We start from the raw sequence: 16508 nt of genomic DNA on the forward strand, positions 1-16508 counted from the left end.
AATCAGTCTCCAAAGCAAAATAAAACGGAAAGATTACCAAAGACGACAAACTCTGTTGCTTTTGGTAATCTTTTTGTATGAAAAGCCGAAAGAGCTCATTTAACCCCCAACCCATTCTCTTTAGAATCCCTCTCCTTTGTGGTAAAATAAACACAGACAGGTTTAATGGCTTCCATTTAAGGTTAAACATACAGAGGACTTGAAATGAACAACCAAATACACTGATTTTCAGTAACTGGCCGGCTTTATTTTCAAACCACCAATACGTATAGAGAAGAGGGAGATTGCAATGATCTCTAGTAAATTAGGGAATTTTTTAAGTGATAAGTTAGATAGCTATATGATATCGGCCGAGAAAGTTGCCCATGTACAGATGGGAAATAACTTAGAGCATGCGTTACTAGTTCTTACTAAATGTGGCTATTCTGTTATCCCTGTTTTAGATTTTGAATTCAAATTACACGGACTTATTAGCTCAGCAATGATAACCGATGCCATCCTTGGCTTGGAACGAATTGAATATGAGCGGTTAGAACAATTGAAAGTGGAAGACGTGATGCAAACCAAAATGCCCGTGCTAACCAATGCTACCGATGTTGAAAAGATCGTGAAATTGCTCGTAGATAACCCATTTATTTGCGTAGTAGACGATGCTGGTATTTTTGAAGGTATTATTACGCGCCATGTAATTTTAAAACAAGTACAACGCTATATTCATGAATAGATAGGAGAGAGCCAAGTGATTGTCACCGAATATGAATTGTTAGTTTGCTTAGCGGCAGAGCTTAATATGCGAAAAAGTGCCGAGAAGTTATTCTTATCGCAACCCGCGCTCTCACAACGTTTACAAACCATTGAAAGCAGATGGGAAACCAAGATTTTTTTTACGAACGCAAAAAAGGCTTATTATTAACGCCAGAAGGAGAAGCTATCGTTCAGCATGCCGAGCGCGTTATTGAGCGAGAACGGCAAATTCAAGAGCGGCTAGAGGCCCAAGATGGTGTTGTTCGAGGCACTCTAAAAATTGCGTGTGCTAGCATCGTCGCGCAAATGTGGTTACCTCGTGTGCTAAAGGAATTTATTAAAGCATATCCAGACGTCCATATTTCTGTTGTAACTGGTTGGAGTAGTGAGATTCATCAGGCACTTGTTGATGGTTCGGCGCATGTCGGTATTGTTCGTGGAAATATTGCTTGGAAAAGTGTCCATAAACCGTTATTCCAAGACAAGCTATTCTTAGTGGACAAAGAAATTAATCGATTAGAAGATGTATTAGATTCGGAGCGTCCATTTATCCAGTTTCAAAGCGATTCGAATTATTATCAAGTTATTCAAGATTATTGGCAACGAAACTATGGAAAAATGCCGCGTCAAGCGATGGTGATGGATCAGATTGAGACATGTCGCCAAATGGCTTTTAACGGTATTGGATTTGCGATTTTGCCAGAGGTGACTCTAATGGATGCTTCAGACGATATTCACAAAATCCCACTTGTGGATAAAACAGGAGAAATTTTAAGCCGTGATACGTCGTTGATTGGTTATGAGCAGTCGCTCGCATTGCCCCAAGTGAAGGCATTTTTGGGAATTGTAGATAAATATCTTGAAAGTCATAACTAGCTATGGCACTATTAGAGGTAGACACATATTTGAAAGGGGTTTTTTATTGATGGAACAAATGGATGCACACCAAATTATTGCGTTTATTCAAAATAGCAAGAAGGCAACACCTGTCAAGGTTTATGTGAAGGGTGATTTGGCGAATATTACTTTTCCAGAAGATGTAAAAACATTTATTACTGGTGAAGTTGGAACAATTTTTGGTGAATGGGCGGTTGTTAGTGAGCTGCTTGAGACGAATAAAGATAAATTTGAGGATTTCGTGGTGGAGAACGATCGTCGTAATTCCGCGATTCCATTATTAGATATGAAAAATATTAACGCGCGGATTGAGCCGGGTGCAGTAATTCGTGACCAAGTCGAAATCGGCGACAATGCAGTAATCATGATGGGCGCAAGCATTAATATTGGTTCTGTTATTGGTGAAGGTACGATGATTGATATGAATGTAGTTCTTGGAGGTCGCGCTACTGTTGGCAAAAATTGCCATGTTGGTGCAGGATCCGTATTAGCGGGCGTTGTTGAGCCACCATCTGCGCAACCAGTCATCATTGAGGACGATGTTGTTATTGGTGCAAATGTTGTTGTACTAGAAGGTGTGCGCGTTGGAAAAGGTGCTGTCGTAGCAGCTGGCGCGATTGTTACTAAGGATGTGGCACCATACACAGTTGTAGCTGGAATTCCGGCAAAGGAAATCAAGAAAATTGACGCGAAAACACAATCAAAAACAGAAATTATGCAAGAACTTCGCGAATTATAGGCATTTACGAAATGGCGTTTGTTTTCGGCTTTTTGCTGGAGATGGGCGCTTTTTTAGGAGGAGATATGTATGACAGAAATCAATCCATTTATACAATTGCGACGGGAACTTCACTTAATACCTGAGGTTGGGTATGAAGAAGTGAAGACGCAGCAATTTTTATTAGATTACATAGCGAAATTACCGCAAGAGCATTTGGAAGTGAAGACGTGGCGTACGGGTGTCTTGGTTCGCATAGCAGGGAGTGCGCCATTGAAAACAATTGGGTATCGGACAGACATTGACGCGTTGCCAATCACTGAAGAAACAGGTTTATCTTTTGCTAGTAAGCATCCTGGAAAAATGCACGCGTGTGGTCATGATTGCCATATGAGTATTGCGCTTGGATTGCTGACACATTTTGCAAGTCAGCCTTTACGTGATAATTTGCTGATTGTTTTCCAGCCAGCAGAAGAAGGCCCAGGCGGCGCGAAACCAATTATGGAGAGCTCCGAGTTTAAATCATGGTGGCCGGATATAATGGTGGGGCTGCATATTGCGCCAGAATACAAAGTTTCAGAAATCGCAGTGAAACCTGGTTTACTTTTTGCGAATACATCAGAGTTATTTATTTCGTTTAAAGGCAAAGGGGGACATGCGGCATATCCTCACTTAGCGAATGATATGGTTGTAGCGGCAAGTGCATTTGTCGGCCAAATGCAAACGATTATTAGCCGAAATATTGATCCACTTGACTCCGCAGTTATTACGATTGGCCAAATTCGGGGCGGGGAAGTGCAAAATGTCATTGCTGAAGAAGCTTACTTGGATGGCACGATTCGCACGCTTTCTAAAGAGACGATGAATATTGTCTGGGCACGTCTAAAGCAGCTCGCAAAAGGCTGGGAAGAAGCATATCAATGCGAAGTTAACTTTATTCCAGGTTCTGATTATATGCAAGTTGACAACGATACAGCCCAAACGGAACAATTTATCGACTACTTACAAAAAAACTATCCGCAAAGCTACATCCCATGCAAAGAAGCTATGACAGGCGAAGATTTCGGGTACTTTCTTGAAAAAATACCTGGATTCATGTTTTGGCTTGGCGTAGACTCAGAATATAGTCTACATCATGCCAAACTAAACCCAGATGAAAATGCAATTCCATTTGCAATCGAAGTTTTAACAGGTTATCTCAAAAGTATATAAAAATAGCGCAAAACTGCAATGTAGAAAGCGGTTTTGCGCTATTGCTATTTTCCTGGTTCTAAAGGAGCTAAGTAAGAAAGCGGTAGCTCAATCTGATTGGCAACCAATTCTTCACGAATATCTTTCAGAAGGTTACGCTGGACTTCAAATTGTTCTCCGTTCACAGCTTTTCCCATGACACGAATCACGGTATTTGTCGCGCTTACTTCTTGCACACCGAGTACAGTTGGCCCGTCTACGATATTTTTATTTGTTGCTTTTTCTTGTTCACAAGCAAGTTTAATAATTTCCATTGCCTTTTCCGCATCAGCTTTCGGCGCAATTCGCACATCTACCAAAAAACGCATATTTCCCCGCGAATGATTGCTGACAATCATAATTTGGCGGTTTGGAATGAAATGCAATGTACCATCAAAATCTCGCACTTGCGTCGTCCTCAATCCTAGCGCCTCCACATTCCCATTTACCTGCTCTAGCGTAATACTATCACCAACATCGAGCTGTCTTTCAAGCAAAATAAAGAATCCAGTCACAACATCGCTGACTAAGCCTTGCGCACCAAATGCAATCGCCAAACTGGCAACACCGGCTCCTGCAATAATCGCAGTTACATTAATAAAGTTCTGCAAAATCAGAATCGCAAACGTAAAGAATATGAGGTAACCAAATAAATTTAGAATCAAGCTTTCTAATGTGTTCGCTCGATTTTCCGACACCATCTGTTGCGTCCGATATCTACGGAAAAAGCCACGAATTAGTTTGCGTCCAACCCAAGACAATACAAAATATAAAATTAACAAAATCAATATTTTTATACTTTTTGAAATCATATCTAGCCAGAATTTATCCCAATCAATTTGGGAAAACCATTGCATTAAACGATCCAACAATGTCACTTCCTTATCTACCCTCAAGCATTTATAGTCTATTCTACCAAAAAAACAAAGCAACTGTCTATCATACGAGAATATATAACAAAATGAATTGAATTTAACATTTTTTCACTTTTGCAGAAAAAAGGGTTGCAATTTTGCGAGCTACGCGTTAAGATAAGTTTTGTAAGGAATCTACATATCGTAATTCATGTTACTGATTCGAACAGGCATGGAGAGACTTCGGTGACACAGTTTACGTTCACTAAGGTTTTCTCTGTGCCTTTTTTGCTGTTTAATGTACAATGAAAGAGATGTATTTTTATTAAGGAGGAATTCAATATGTTTAAGAAGATGTTTAAAAAAGACAAAGAAGAGGCTGTATTTGCTCCAGCAACAGGACAATTTGTGAAATTAGAAGAAGTTCCAGATCCTGTATTCAGCCAAAAAATGATGGGTGAAGGCGTTGCGGTGAAGCCAACAAACGGCACAATTGTTGCACCAGCAGCAGGAGAAATCATTCAAGTTGCTGAAACAAAACATGCATTTGGTATTAGAACTGAGTTAGGTCAAGAAATTCTAGTACACATCGGTTTAGAAACAGTAGCACTTAAAGGGGAAGGCTTCAATGTTCTTGTAAAACTTGGTGATAAAGTAACAGCAGGCCAACCGGTTGTAGAAGCAGACCTTGATTTCATCGAAAAAAATGCAAGTAGCACAGTCATTCCCGTTGTTGTAACAAACAGCATGGAAGATAAATTCGATTTCGATTGGAAAGAGATAACAGACGTTGTAGCCGGAGAAACAGTCGTTTTCGAAGCAAAAACAAAATAATACCGCTTTGGTGGGAGCCATGTCGTTCCCACCAAGCCAATCGTAAAGGGGAGTCCAAACGCGTGAAAATAAGCAAAATATTGAATAATAATGCAGTGGTTGTAATGGACGGAGACCAGGAAAAAATTGCGATTGGCGCTGGTATTGCTTTTCAGAAAAAAAAGAAATGATATTGTCAATGTGAACAAGATAGAAAAAATGTTTATTATGGCAGAAGAAAATGAGCGTTTTCAACAGTTATTACAACATATTAGCGAGGAATACTTCGTCGTCTCAGAGGAAATCATTTCATATGCAGAAGCCACATTAGGGAACAAGATGAGCGAACATATTCATATCGCGTTGACGGATCACATCGCTTTTTCCATTGAGCGTCTAAAAGAAGGAATTATTCTGAAAAATAAGCTGCTAAGCGAGATTAAGGTGCTCTACGATATAGAATTTAAAATCGGTTTATGGGCTGTAGCACTTATTAAGGAACGCTTTCAAATGGACATTCCAATTGATGAAGCCGCGTATATCGCCTTACATATTCACACAGCAAAAATAGGGGCAAGCGATATTCACGAAACGGTGCGTCAAGCAACTATTATCTCAAGCATGGTGCAGGTTATTACGGACGAGTTAAAAATTGATTTATCCGAACATGATATTGCATACCAACGCTTGATGACACATCTACGTTTTGTTTTGAATCGTGTCGACCAACGAGAATTGCACACGATGGATGTAGAAATGTTAAACATGATTAAAAGTAAGTTTGAATTTAGTTTTAATACCGCTAGGAAGGTAGCTGACTTGTTAAGGGAGAACTATAACAAAGTGTTGCCAGATGCGGAATTAGGATATATAGCGCTACATGTGGAACGTTTACAGAGTTTTTGGGAAAAATAATTTTTAGGAGGAATAGGAATGGATGCTTTAAAAAGATTCGCCGTTGGTGCCGTTTATCCAGTTGTTGTATTAATTATTATCGGTATTTTTTGGATAGCTCAACTAAGCGGTTTGAAGGCAATGGATTCAATTTATAACGGACTCATCTTGATGTTCCCACTTGTTGTTTCAATCGGAATTGCAATTGGGATGTCAAAAGATCAAAGTGGAGCCGCAGCACTTGCTGGTGCAGTCGGTTGGTTAGTTTACGGAGCGGTCATCGTTTCACTCAACTATCCAAAAGATGGTGCATTTAATCCAACAACAATGTCTGCGAATTTTAACTTTTTAAGCGGTATTTATATGGGGATTACTGCTGGAATTCTTTATAACCGATTTTATAATATTCGCTTGCCAGAATGGTTGGCATTTTTCGGAGGGCGACGTTTCGTTCCGATTATTACTGCTGTTGTAGCACTTTTTATCGGGTCATTCGTTGCAGCAATATTCTAAAGATATAGAATAGAATGGAGGAGAAAAAATGTTAGGTGGATTACAAAAAGTAGGGAAAGCCCTTATGTTACCGATTGCCGTATTACCGGCAGCGGGACTATTAAACCGTCTTGGGGCGGACGACGTTTTCAATGTACCTTTTATTCATGCTGGTGGAGCCGCGATATTTGATTTTCTAGCATTACTTTTTGCAATTGGTATTTTCTATTGGTCTTTCTAAAGACAATAGTGGGGCTGCTGGTTTGAATGGAGCACTTGTTTACTTTATTTTGAACTTCGGTGTTATCGGTGTTAATGATAGCATTGCAATGGGTGTATTTGCAGGTTTCATTGCTGGTTTATGTGCACCTATTTTATATAACAAATTGTATGATAAAAAGCCTTTCGGAGATCAAGCATTTTTTGATGGGAAGCATTTAGCGATTATTGTAAATGCAATCGCTGCATTGTTACTTGTAGCAATCTTCGGCTGGTGCTGGCCAACGATTCAAGATTGGTTAGACTTATTGAATGGTTGGATTACAAGTGCGGGCGCGTTTGGTGCTGGTGTGTTTGGCTTACTAAACCGTGGCTTGATTCCAACAGGTTTGCATCACGTGTTGAACTCCTATTTATGGTTCGCGTATGGCGATTACACAAATCCGGTTACTGGCGTTACTGCGACAGGGGATATTAACCGTTTCTTCGCGGGCGACCCAACTGCCGGAACATTCCAAGTTGGTTTCTTCCCAATCATGATGTTCGCTCTTCCAGGTGCAGCGCTTGCGATGACGCTTGCTGCTAAAAAGAACAAACGAAAAGAAGTCGGCGGAATGATGTTCTCGCTTGCTTTCACAGCTTTTTTGACAGGTATTACAGAACCGATTGAGTTTACATTTATGTTCATCGCGCCATTCCTATATGGTATTCACGCTGTGTTAACCGGTGTATCGATGTACATTACGAATTTGCTCGGCATTAAGCTCGGGTTTACATTTAGTGCCGGTTTCATTGACTTTGCACTCAACTTTACGAAGGGGACAAAAGCATGGATGCTTGTTCCAATTGGGCTCGTGTTCGCAGCCGTGTACTTCTTCTTATTCTACTTTATCATCAAAAAATTCAACTTGAAAACACCGGGTCGTGAAGATGAGTCAGAATTAGAGCTGGCCGCAGAGATGGATAATGTTGGCGTTCAAGAGGCTACTGCTGCATTAGGTTCATCGGAAGCTGATTTCCCAGTTGGTGGTGAAAAACGCGATAAATATGAAGTGATGGCAATTGGCTATTTAGCAGGTCTAGGCGGTCCAGATAATCTTGTTAAAGTGGACAACTGTACAACTCGCTTACGCTTACAAGTCAAAGACTCCGAACTTCTAAACGAAGCCCAATTGAAAAAATCAGGTGCGCGTGGTGTCGTAAAACTAAACAAAGAAAATGTCCAAATCATCGTTGGCGCAGACGTCGAGTTTGTAGCGGATAAAATGCATGATTTAACTGGAAAATAAATAAGAGACGAGAAAGCATTATTTTGCGAAGCGGCAGAGTAATGCTTTTCGTTTCTTTTGTAAAGAAATTAGGATAAAATAATACATAGCAATAATGAAAAAAAGGAGTTGGAGTCCGTGGTTTTAGAAGTTATCGTGGAAAATCTTCGAGAGGCATCACAAGCAGAGCATTTTGGAGTAGACCGGTTGGAAGTAGTTTCGGCAATTAGTGAAGGTGGCTTGACTCCGAGTTATGGTGTCATCAAGCAAATTACGGAGAACATTAAAGTACCGGCAATGATTATGATTCGTCCGCATAGCTATTCGTTTTGTTATGACGATTACGATATTGCAGTCTTGCAAGAAGATATTATCATGGCAAACGAGCTCGGCGCACAAGGCATTGTTTTCGGTGCTTTGACAAAATATGGAGATATTGATCGTGACCTACTAGAAAACGTTATTGATTGGAAAGGTGGCATGGATTTAACGTTCCACCGCGCAATTGAAGATGCACGAGACATTGATCAAGCGTATTTAGAACTCCGCGAATACGGTAGTGACATTACACAAATTTTAACATCAGGTGGCGGCGCAAAAGCAACAGATTCGATAGATCGCTTAGCGCAATGGATTACTGATAGTAAAAAGGACAGCAACTCTTTTGAAATTTTGATAGGTAGTGGCGTGACGACAGAAAATATAGCGTTGTTGCATGAAAACTTGCAAAACGGACAATACCATGTTGGCGGCGGCGCGCGAATTGACGGAGATTTTAGCCAAGGACTCGATTTAGAGAAGGTTAAAGTTTTGCAAGATGCTATAAAATAAGAGAAAGAAGAAACAGAGGTAAAAATCAGTTTCAAATAAAGCGCACAGGAATCCACCAATTCTATACTCTGACTAGGATACGAGTTATACTGAAATACAACGCAGACTCTTAGGTATATGGAGGATTTAGTTTCGTGCCCTGGAACTACCTCAATAACGCGAGTGCTTGCTGTCGATTCATTTGGGCTAAATCTCCAAATTCTTTTTACTCGATTTAGCTGTACCGGACTATTTATTTAAGCTATAATGAGGAAAGAATAACTAATGAGGTGGAGACGTTGATAAATATGATTGGAACGGCGCAAACAATGACCGTTATTGCAAGAGAAGAAGAGGCATTTTTGTTAGAAAAAAATGGAGAACAAGTAAAGCTGCCATTTACGAATGCTGCGAATTTGAATTTAACTGTTGGTGACACGGAAACTGTATTTATTTATCGTGACTATGACCATGAAATTGTGGCAACAACGATTATTCCAAAAATTCAAGTGGGACGTTATGCTTGGGGAACGGTGACGGATGTTCGAAAAGATTTAGGCGTATTCGTCGACATTGGCATTCCAAAAGATGTAGTTGTTTCAATGGATGACATGCCAGCATTAAACCATTTGTGGCCCAAAAAAGGCGACCGCCTAATGATTGCATTACGCGTAGATGAGAAGGAGCGCATTTGGGGTGTGCTAGGTGAGGAACAAGAATTCAAAGCTATCGCAACTAAAGCAACACAAGACATGTTCAATAAAAACGTGACAGGAACTGTATATCGTCTTTTAAAAGTTGGTACGTTTGTGATTACGGATGATTTTCATATCGGGTTTATACATGAAAGTGAGCGTACATCAGAACCTCGCGTCGGTGAAAAATTAGACGCGCGAGTTATCGCTGTAAAACCAGACGGCACACTAAATTTATCATTGCGTGGACGTGTACACGAAGTATTAAGTGATGATGCCGAAATGATTTTAACGTATTTAAGAAGCGTTGGGGGCAAAATGCCATTTGGCGATAAATCTGATCCCGATGCGATTCGCGCTAAATTTGGTGTAAGCAAAGCACAGTTTAAACGCGCCCTTGGGACACTAATGAAAGAACGCCGTATCAAACAAGAAGAAGGTTTCACCTACCTCGTCGAAAAGGACGAAACATCAGAAGCCTAACTTTGAACAAATATGCTGGACAATACTATAACTATCGAGCGAAAAAATAGGGCTCGAGTATGAGTGAAATGTCCAGCTATAGCGGCTGTTTTCGCTCTGCCAAACTATTTATAATAGAGCAGAAGCTAGTTTTCCAGTGTCCGTTCCTTGAGGTTTGATTAACTCAAAAAATGAACAGCGAAGGGGGGTGTATTCAGATGAAAAAACTAGAAGGTTCGTTTATTTTCTTGTTTTTGGTATTAATTGCTGTAGGTATTGCTTTTGAGATGCTTTTTAGGTGGGAATTGCTTGTTTTGTTTGCGATTGGTATTTGCTTCTTGTTCATATCGCGGAAAGAAGGTATACCGAAAAAGAAAGCGCGGACAAGACTTTTTATTGCTGCTGTATTTATTCTGATATCGGTATTATTAACGGCAACATTTAAAATCGGTTTAGTTGTTGCGGGTATTTTTGCAGTTTATTATTATATTAGCAGGAAACGTGCGCCACAATTGTTGATGGTGAAGACGAAAGAGACCGCAGAGAACAACAATCCGCGTAATACATTTATTCGCAATCAATGGTTTGGTAACCAGCGGGTGCTAGATGTTGTATATGAATGGGATGATATTAATATTCAGACTGGAATTGGTGATACGATTATTGATCTTGGGAATACGGTTTTGCCAACAGGAGATAGTGTTGTGCTAATTCGGAGCTTTTCAGGGAAAATTCGTTTGCTTGTGCCGTTTGACTTAGGTATTTGTCTGGAGCACTCCGCGATTTTCGGTCATTTGCAGTACGATAAAGAAAGTACGGTTGTCCAAAATGACACGATTAAGATTTACTCGGATAATTATGAGAAAGCACCGCGGAAGGTGAAAATTATAACGTCGGTTGTGCTTGGAGATTTAGAGGTGATTCGCTTATGACGTTCACACGTATCTCGATGGCAACAACGACGACTTTATTATTGTTAGCAACGCTTGGAACGACTTTGGTTTATCAGACGGGAAGCAAGATGTCTTGGTATGATTTATTGATAGGCCAGAAGATTTTTTTATTTGCCGTATATTGTTTTTATTGTACTGATGGCGATTTCGATTGGATTGATTGTTGGGGCCGTTATTGGCTACATCATTAAGCGGAAGTTTGAAGCGATTGATTTTTCGTTGCGATTACTAGAACAAGGCGAGCTTGAGAAACGCTCGGCGGATGAGGAAGATACTTACGCGGAAATTCAGCAGGTGTATAAACAAATTGACCGATTACGCGATAAAATGAAAGCACAGACTGTTATGACACAAGAAATTGCGAATGAGCGTGCCGAGACAACAGGCCAGTCAAAGGAAGCCATTTTGGCGGAAGAACGGCACCGGATTGCGCGGGAATTGCATGATTCGGTGAGCCAGCAGTTGTTTGCTGCAATGATGCTTTTATCGGCATTGAACGAGCAAAGCGAGAAGAATGCAACACCAACGATGCAAAAACAATTGAAAATGGTAGAATCCATCGTCAACGAGTCACAATCTGAAATGCGCGCGCTTTTACTTCACTTGCGACCAATCCAGCTAGAAGGAAAGTCGCTAAAAACGGGAATTGAGCAGTTGCTAAAAGAATTAACGACAAAATTACCGATCAAAGTCGAATGGCAAATCGAGGACATTTCTTTTCAAAAAGGAATTGAAGATCATTTATTCCGTATTGTTCAAGAATTGTTATCGAATACGTTGCGCCACTCCAAAGCCAATTTACTAGAAGTGCGGATGATTGTCATTGATAATTTGGTTGTACTAAAAGTAGTCGATGATGGGATTGGTTTTGATATGAACAAAGTACAGACAGGTTCTTATGGCTTGCAAAATATGCGTGAACGAGTGGCTGAATTTGGTGGCTCAATTAAGATTATCAGTTTTCCTAAGAAGGGAACAAGTGTGGAAATTAAAATACCACTGGTGAAAAAGGATGTGGACAGCGAATGATAAAAGTATTACTAGTTGACGATCATGAAATGGTGCGCATTGGTGTTTCAGCGTATCTTTCTGTGCAAGACGATATGGAAGTTGTTGGCGAGGCAGAAAATGGTCGTGAAGGCGTAGAGCTTGCGATGGAATTGCGCCCAGATATTATTTTAATGGATTTAGTAATGGATGAAATGGATGGCATTGAAGCGACAAAGGAAATTATGCGTCAATGGAAGACAGCCAAAATTATTATTGTGACGAGTTTTATTGATGATGAGAAAGTATATCCTGCACTTGAAGCTGGTGCATCGAGTTATATGCTGAAAACATCGACTGCTGGCGAAATTGCGGATGCTATTCGTGCTACATACGGTGGGGACTCGGTTTTAGAACCAGAAGTGACTGGTAAGATGATGCAACGTTTGACGGCGAAACCAGAGAAGAATCTACATGATGATTTAACGAATCGTGAAAATGAAATTTTGTTACTGATTGCAGAAGGAAAGTCCAATCAAGAAATTGCGGACGAACTTTTTATTACACTCAAAACAGTGAAAACACATGTCAGCAATATTTTATCGAAATTAGACGTACAAGACCGTACACAAGCGGCAATCTATGCGTTTAAGCATGATCTAGTGGAAAAAGAGTAAGGAGGCGGATTACTGCGATGAAAGAAGGATTTGCGGTTATTGGTTTAGGACGTTTCGGCGGGAGCATCTGTAAATCGCTTGTGGAACAAGGGATGGAAGTGTTGGCCATCGATTCCAATGAGGAGCGCGTAAATGAATTCATGTCAATTGCGACACACGCCGTAATTTGTAATTCGACGGATGAAAATGCATTACGCCAACTCGGTATTCGTAATTTTGAACATGTGATTGTGTCCATTGGTGAAGATATTCAATCCAGTATTTTAACGACGCTGATTTTAAAAGAAATGGGCGTAAAATATGTCACTGCGAAGGCAACTAACGATAAACATGCTAAGTTACTCGACAAAATTGGTGCGGACCGAGTTGTTCATCCAGAGCGTGATATGGGTCGACGCATTGCGCATTACATTGTTTCCAAAAATATGCTGGATTATTTGGAACTATCCGATGAATACAGCTTGGTCGAAATTTCTGTTTCAAATCGTCGCTTTCTCGGAAAAAGCTTACATGAACTCGATTTCCGAAACTCGTTTGGCGTTAATATTGTAGGTATTAAGCGCGACAAACAAATGATTATCACACCTGAAGCAAACGATGTTCTACAATCCAGCGATGTTTTGATTGTGATAGGTAGCGATGATGATATTGAACGATTGCAAGAACAAATTCAATAAAGTAAGGAGGCGAAGTGACGGATTGTGTGCTAAGCCTTTTTATTTTGGCTTTTGCTGTCTTAGTGGCTTGAAATAAGGGTAAAGAAGAAACAACTATCGGAAAAATGCAATGTGTGATAAAATTTTTAAGTAATATAAACTAAAAAAAGAAGGGGCAACATAGAATGAAAAAAGTAATATTATCAAAACTGGGAATTAAGGGATTAATACATATGCTCCAAGTCTTTGTCTTTTCTGTTATTTGTGTGTTTGCCCATACGGTACTTGTTCCTCAATTCGTTGGACTTCTTCCCATCGCACTTTTAATGGGGATTATATCTATTCAACCAACAAGCGGATTCACAAAAAAGGCGATGCCTAAAATCGGTATCATGTTTGCTGCGGCTTGCTTTATCGTTGGCATATCGTCCACATTTTTTGATACGAATGTATATGTTTATTTTGTCGTGATGGTGATTGCGTTACTTATCATCAACTTTTTAATGCCGCAAAAATATATGGTTATCACGATGGCGGTTGGAACGGCATTGTTCTTTCTTGATACATCGGATATGAGCGTGCCATACTGGTTTGTACTGATTATTGCGCTTATTGACGTTGCTATTTTTTTCGTAGTTGTCCGCCTCATTGTTCATTTTATCCACATTCCAATCGAGAAAATGATCCAAATGATGATGAAGCAAACAATGGGACTCTTTCAAAAAGAATTACAAACTATGCTCATAAAAGGTGAAAAAGGTCGTCCAAAACCATTGTATGGAATTTTCATCCAATCGCAGATGTTGATTCATGAATATGCGAGTGGCAAAAATAAGCAGGAGGCACATGTTGTTGTTTATCAAAAGGTATTAACTTCGTATTTACGTGTCTATTTTAGTTTAACGACTATTTCAGAGCTGAATCAATATCAAGTGAGTGAGACAAAAGCGAAAGAACTTGCCAGCCTCGGCTTTCAAAAAGTTCCTGTAAGCGAAATGGAAGATCCTATTTTGGCTTTCCATCTTGGCGAATACGTGGAGGGAATGCGAGAAATACGAACAAGTTTAGAAACACTGAAAGGAGGACAAGCAGAATGAAAACAACATTTAAAGAACGTGTAGCGTTAGATCCACGCGTAGCCAAAGTTTTGCTTAGTCTGCTAATTTGTGTGTTGTTGTATCCGTTTTTCGGGAAGTATATTGTATATCCAGCATATGTATTTAATGCGATTTATATCACGGCCCAGTTAACGAAAGGTGCGACATATAAATCGAGCGTGGAGCGGATTTTGGGGACGATTCTTGGTGGCTTGACAGGTGTTTTCTTTTATTTTTTGCTGCCAGATAATCACTTTTTGATGATTCCGATTGGTGCAACGATTGCTGTGTTATGGGGTTATTTATTTGTTGGGAAGTTTACGCCAGTTATTGCGGTTATTACGGTGATGGTACTTGTTGGTAAGGGTGAGGGAGAGCCAGTGCTTTATATTAACAACCGGATGATTGATACGTTAGTCGGCCTGACAATTGGTTTTATTATTTACGCCTTGTATCCGAAGAAAAAGACGGAGATGAATCAAACTTTTAATTACCATGCCAAAGCTTGTTTTGCCCAGATTAGGGACATTCGAACGAAGTATGGAAATAAGGAAAATCTACATGACGATTTGATAGCGGCTTGGAAGGCATTACAGGGGCTGAAGCAAGAACGGGCGAAAATGATAGAAGATAGTAGTTTTGTACCGAAAATAGAGGAAGCTGAGCCAATGCTGTTGATGATTCATGATTTGGAACAGATGTTACAGAACATGGAAGTGTTATATCATCATCCAGAAGTAGATGCTGAAGTACAGGAAGTGATTGCGTTCCATGAACAAATTTTTGAGAAGTTATATATGAAAACAGAGCAAAAAATGCAGGCGATATAATAAAAACCAGCTGTTAGGAAGAAAAATCCTCCTGTCCAGCTGGTTTTTGTTTGTTATTCGGTTGTTGTGGTATCTGTAGATAAGCCTAAGTGATTGCGGAAAATTTTTGTTGCTGCGGCTTTAGATTTGCTGTCTAATTCATAGTAGTATAAGTTAAAGCCATATGCCTCACTATAGATAGAGACGCCTTCGCCTTCCATTTTTAGTGTTTCTACGTCATTTCGGACGCTTGCATATTTTGTTGCAACTTCAACAATATCATCCATACTGAGATTTGTTGTGAAATTATCGCCGACTGCTTTCATCAATTTATTGAAGTGTGTGATAGATGTAGTGCCAGCAAGCTCGTTACTGATTCCCATAATTACATCGCGTTGACGGTCTTGACGACCAAAGTCGCCTCGAGGATCTTCATGACGAATACGGACGTACTGCAATGCTTCTTTTCCGGTTAAGTCGATTTTTCCTTTGACGAATTTCTTATTTACTTCTGTTAGGTTGATGTCGTTTGTAACGCGAACACCGCCTACAGCTGATACAAGGTCGCTAAAGCCCTTCATATTAATGGTAACATAATAATCGATGGGAACGTTCATTAGCTTCTCAACCGCGTCTACGGTACCTTCTGCGCCACCTTTAGAATAGCTCCCGTTTATTTTTCCGATATCACCATTGTCATACGTTACTTTTGTATCACGTGGAATACTAAGCATCTTCACAGAATTTTTCTCTTTATTAATTGTAGCTAGTATCATCGAATCGGAGCGACCATTCTTTTCACCAGCACGAGCATCAGTTCCGATAAGTAAAATAGAAAAAGAATGCCCATCTGTTAATGTACTTGTAGAAGCTTTATCTTTGGAAAGTGGCACATGGATGTTGTTTAACGTTTCTTGAATACTGTTATAGTAATGAATTCCAAAGGTACCGATTGTAAAAGCAATACCTAATAATACGACAAATGATACTTGCAACCAGTGTGCAAGCTTGGACGGTTTCTTCTCATACGGCTGAAAATCAATAGTATCCATAATTTGGCCTGTCTTTCTGTGTATTGACACGTCTTATTTTAGTAGATTAAATTACAAAATTGCATAGAAATATCAATAGTGTGAGAATCGATACTTACTACTTATCGTATCATCCCAAGGGGGAGAAATCAAATTAGAATTTCATGATAAAATAAAGAAAATTTGCCATGAAAAGTAACTA

General features: G+C 39.8%; 14 protein-coding genes and 4 pseudogenes. 16 read left to right on the forward strand and 2 right to left on the reverse strand.

The window, feature by feature from the left end:
- Positions 1 to 289 precede the first annotated feature (289 nt).
- The 4 genes and pseudogenes from cbpB (at position 290) to PRIP_RS00685 (ending at position 3571) form a co-directional block, all read left to right on the forward strand.
- Complete coding sequence (cbpB, locus tag PRIP_RS00670) at positions 290 to 724, forward strand: cyclic-di-AMP-binding protein CbpB (RefSeq protein WP_036098933.1); 435 nt, start codon at positions 290 to 292, stop codon at positions 722 to 724.
- A gap of 15 nt (positions 725 to 739) precedes the next feature.
- Positions 740 to 1620, forward strand: a pseudogene (locus tag PRIP_RS00675) (LysR family transcriptional regulator).
- Between the two features lie 49 nt (positions 1621 to 1669).
- Positions 1670 to 2380: a 2,3,4,5-tetrahydropyridine-2,6-dicarboxylate N-acetyltransferase gene (dapD, locus tag PRIP_RS00680; RefSeq protein ID WP_036098934.1), complete on the forward strand. Its 711-nt coding sequence runs from the start codon at positions 1670 to 1672 to the stop codon at positions 2378 to 2380.
- A 69-nt stretch (positions 2381 to 2449) separates the two neighbouring features.
- Positions 2450 to 3571, forward strand: coding sequence for an N-acetyldiaminopimelate deacetylase (locus PRIP_RS00685; RefSeq protein WP_036098935.1), 1122 nt, complete (start codon positions 2450 to 2452; stop codon positions 3569 to 3571).
- A gap of 44 nt (positions 3572 to 3615) precedes the next feature.
- Here the strand turns inward: PRIP_RS00685 and PRIP_RS00690 are convergent, their stop codons facing one another.
- The gene (locus PRIP_RS00690) at positions 3616 to 4446 is read right to left on the reverse strand and encodes a mechanosensitive ion channel family protein (RefSeq protein WP_420912101.1); all 831 of its coding nucleotides are present in this window, start codon (positions 4444 to 4446) and stop codon (positions 3616 to 3618) included.
- 339 nt (positions 4447 to 4785) lie between these two features.
- On the opposite strand from PRIP_RS00690, the gene PRIP_RS00695 reads away from it, so the two are divergent.
- The 12 genes and pseudogenes from PRIP_RS00695 to PRIP_RS00750 all read left to right on the forward strand — a co-directional run bounded on the left by PRIP_RS00695 (position 4786) and on the right by PRIP_RS00750 (position 15296).
- On the forward strand, positions 4786 to 5277 hold the full coding sequence (locus PRIP_RS00695; RefSeq protein ID WP_036098937.1) for a PTS sugar transporter subunit IIA: 492 nt from the start codon (positions 4786 to 4788) through the stop codon (positions 5275 to 5277).
- A 104-nt stretch (positions 5278 to 5381) separates the two neighbouring features.
- Positions 5382 to 6171: pseudogene (locus PRIP_RS00700) on the forward strand (PRD domain-containing protein).
- Positions 6172 to 6189: 18 nt separating this feature from the next.
- Positions 6190 to 6663, forward strand: coding sequence for a PTS transporter subunit EIIC (locus tag PRIP_RS00705; RefSeq protein WP_036098938.1), 474 nt, complete (start codon positions 6190 to 6192; stop codon positions 6661 to 6663).
- A gap of 28 nt (positions 6664 to 6691) precedes the next feature.
- Positions 6692 to 8150, forward strand: a pseudogene (locus PRIP_RS00710) (PTS transporter subunit EIIC).
- A gap of 117 nt (positions 8151 to 8267) precedes the next feature.
- A complete protein-coding gene (locus PRIP_RS00715) occupies positions 8268 to 8960 on the forward strand; it encodes a copper homeostasis protein CutC (RefSeq protein WP_036098939.1) in 693 nt (230 codons plus the stop codon).
- Between the two features lie 278 nt (positions 8961 to 9238).
- Positions 9239 to 10117: a CvfB family protein gene (locus PRIP_RS00720; protein ID WP_077912863.1), complete on the forward strand. Its 879-nt coding sequence runs from the start codon at positions 9239 to 9241 to the stop codon at positions 10115 to 10117.
- A 197-nt stretch (positions 10118 to 10314) separates the two neighbouring features.
- Positions 10315 to 11028: a cell wall-active antibiotics response protein LiaF gene (liaF, locus tag PRIP_RS00725; protein ID WP_036098940.1), complete on the forward strand. Its 714-nt coding sequence runs from the start codon at positions 10315 to 10317 to the stop codon at positions 11026 to 11028.
- Positions 11025 to 12078, forward strand: a pseudogene (locus tag PRIP_RS00730) (sensor histidine kinase). Before liaF ends, PRIP_RS00730 begins: the two are co-directional and overlap by 4 nt.
- Complete coding sequence (locus tag PRIP_RS00735) at positions 12075 to 12713, forward strand: response regulator (RefSeq protein WP_036098941.1); 639 nt, start codon at positions 12075 to 12077, stop codon at positions 12711 to 12713. Before PRIP_RS00730 ends, PRIP_RS00735 begins: the two are co-directional and overlap by 4 nt.
- 17 nt (positions 12714 to 12730) lie before the next feature.
- Positions 12731 to 13390, forward strand: coding sequence for a potassium channel family protein (locus tag PRIP_RS00740; protein WP_036098942.1), 660 nt, complete (start codon positions 12731 to 12733; stop codon positions 13388 to 13390).
- Positions 13391 to 13554: 164 nt separating this feature from the next.
- Positions 13555 to 14466 (forward strand): hypothetical protein, encoded by a 912-nt coding sequence (locus tag PRIP_RS00745; protein WP_036098943.1) that lies wholly within the window; start codon positions 13555 to 13557, stop codon positions 14464 to 14466.
- Positions 14463 to 15296, forward strand: a complete 834-nt coding sequence (locus PRIP_RS00750) for an FUSC family protein (protein ID WP_036098944.1) — start codon at positions 14463 to 14465, stop codon at positions 15294 to 15296. Before PRIP_RS00745 ends, PRIP_RS00750 begins: the two co-directional genes overlap by 4 nt.
- 53 nt (positions 15297 to 15349) lie before the next feature.
- Here PRIP_RS00750 and PRIP_RS00755 read toward each other — a convergent pair whose 3' ends face one another.
- Positions 15350 to 16327 (reverse strand): LCP family glycopolymer transferase, encoded by a 978-nt coding sequence (locus PRIP_RS00755; protein WP_036098945.1) that lies wholly within the window; start codon positions 16325 to 16327, stop codon positions 15350 to 15352.
- Positions 16328 to 16508 lie beyond the last annotated feature (181 nt).

Origin of the sequence: Paenilisteria riparia FSL S10-1204 (genome assembly GCF_000525995.1) — a bacterium.
GTDB lineage: Bacteria > Bacillota > Bacilli > Lactobacillales > Listeriaceae > Listeria_A > Listeria_A riparia.

Coding starts and splice junctions, on each gene's coding strand:
- cbpB (WP_036098933.1), top strand. CDS start 290: ATGATCTCTAGTAAATTAGGGAATTTTTTAAGTGATAAGTTAGATAGC.
- dapD (WP_036098934.1), top strand. CDS start 1,670: ATGGAACAAATGGATGCACACCAAATTATTGCGTTTATTCAAAATAGC.
- PRIP_RS00685 (WP_036098935.1), top strand. CDS start 2,450: ATGACAGAAATCAATCCATTTATACAATTGCGACGGGAACTTCACTTA.
- PRIP_RS00690 (WP_420912101.1), bottom strand. CDS start 4,446: ATGCAATGGTTTTCCCAAATTGATTGGGATAAATTCTGGCTAGATATG.
- PRIP_RS00695 (WP_036098937.1), top strand. CDS start 4,786: ATGTTTAAGAAGATGTTTAAAAAAGACAAAGAAGAGGCTGTATTTGCT.
- PRIP_RS00705 (WP_036098938.1), top strand. CDS start 6,190: ATGGATGCTTTAAAAAGATTCGCCGTTGGTGCCGTTTATCCAGTTGTT.
- liaF (WP_036098940.1), top strand. CDS start 10,315: ATGAAAAAACTAGAAGGTTCGTTTATTTTCTTGTTTTTGGTATTAATT.
- PRIP_RS00735 (WP_036098941.1), top strand. CDS start 12,075: ATGATAAAAGTATTACTAGTTGACGATCATGAAATGGTGCGCATTGGT.
- PRIP_RS00740 (WP_036098942.1), top strand. CDS start 12,731: ATGAAAGAAGGATTTGCGGTTATTGGTTTAGGACGTTTCGGCGGGAGC.
- PRIP_RS00745 (WP_036098943.1), top strand. CDS start 13,555: ATGAAAAAAGTAATATTATCAAAACTGGGAATTAAGGGATTAATACAT.
- PRIP_RS00750 (WP_036098944.1), top strand. CDS start 14,463: ATGAAAACAACATTTAAAGAACGTGTAGCGTTAGATCCACGCGTAGCC.
- PRIP_RS00755 (WP_036098945.1), bottom strand. CDS start 16,327: ATGGATACTATTGATTTTCAGCCGTATGAGAAGAAACCGTCCAAGCTT.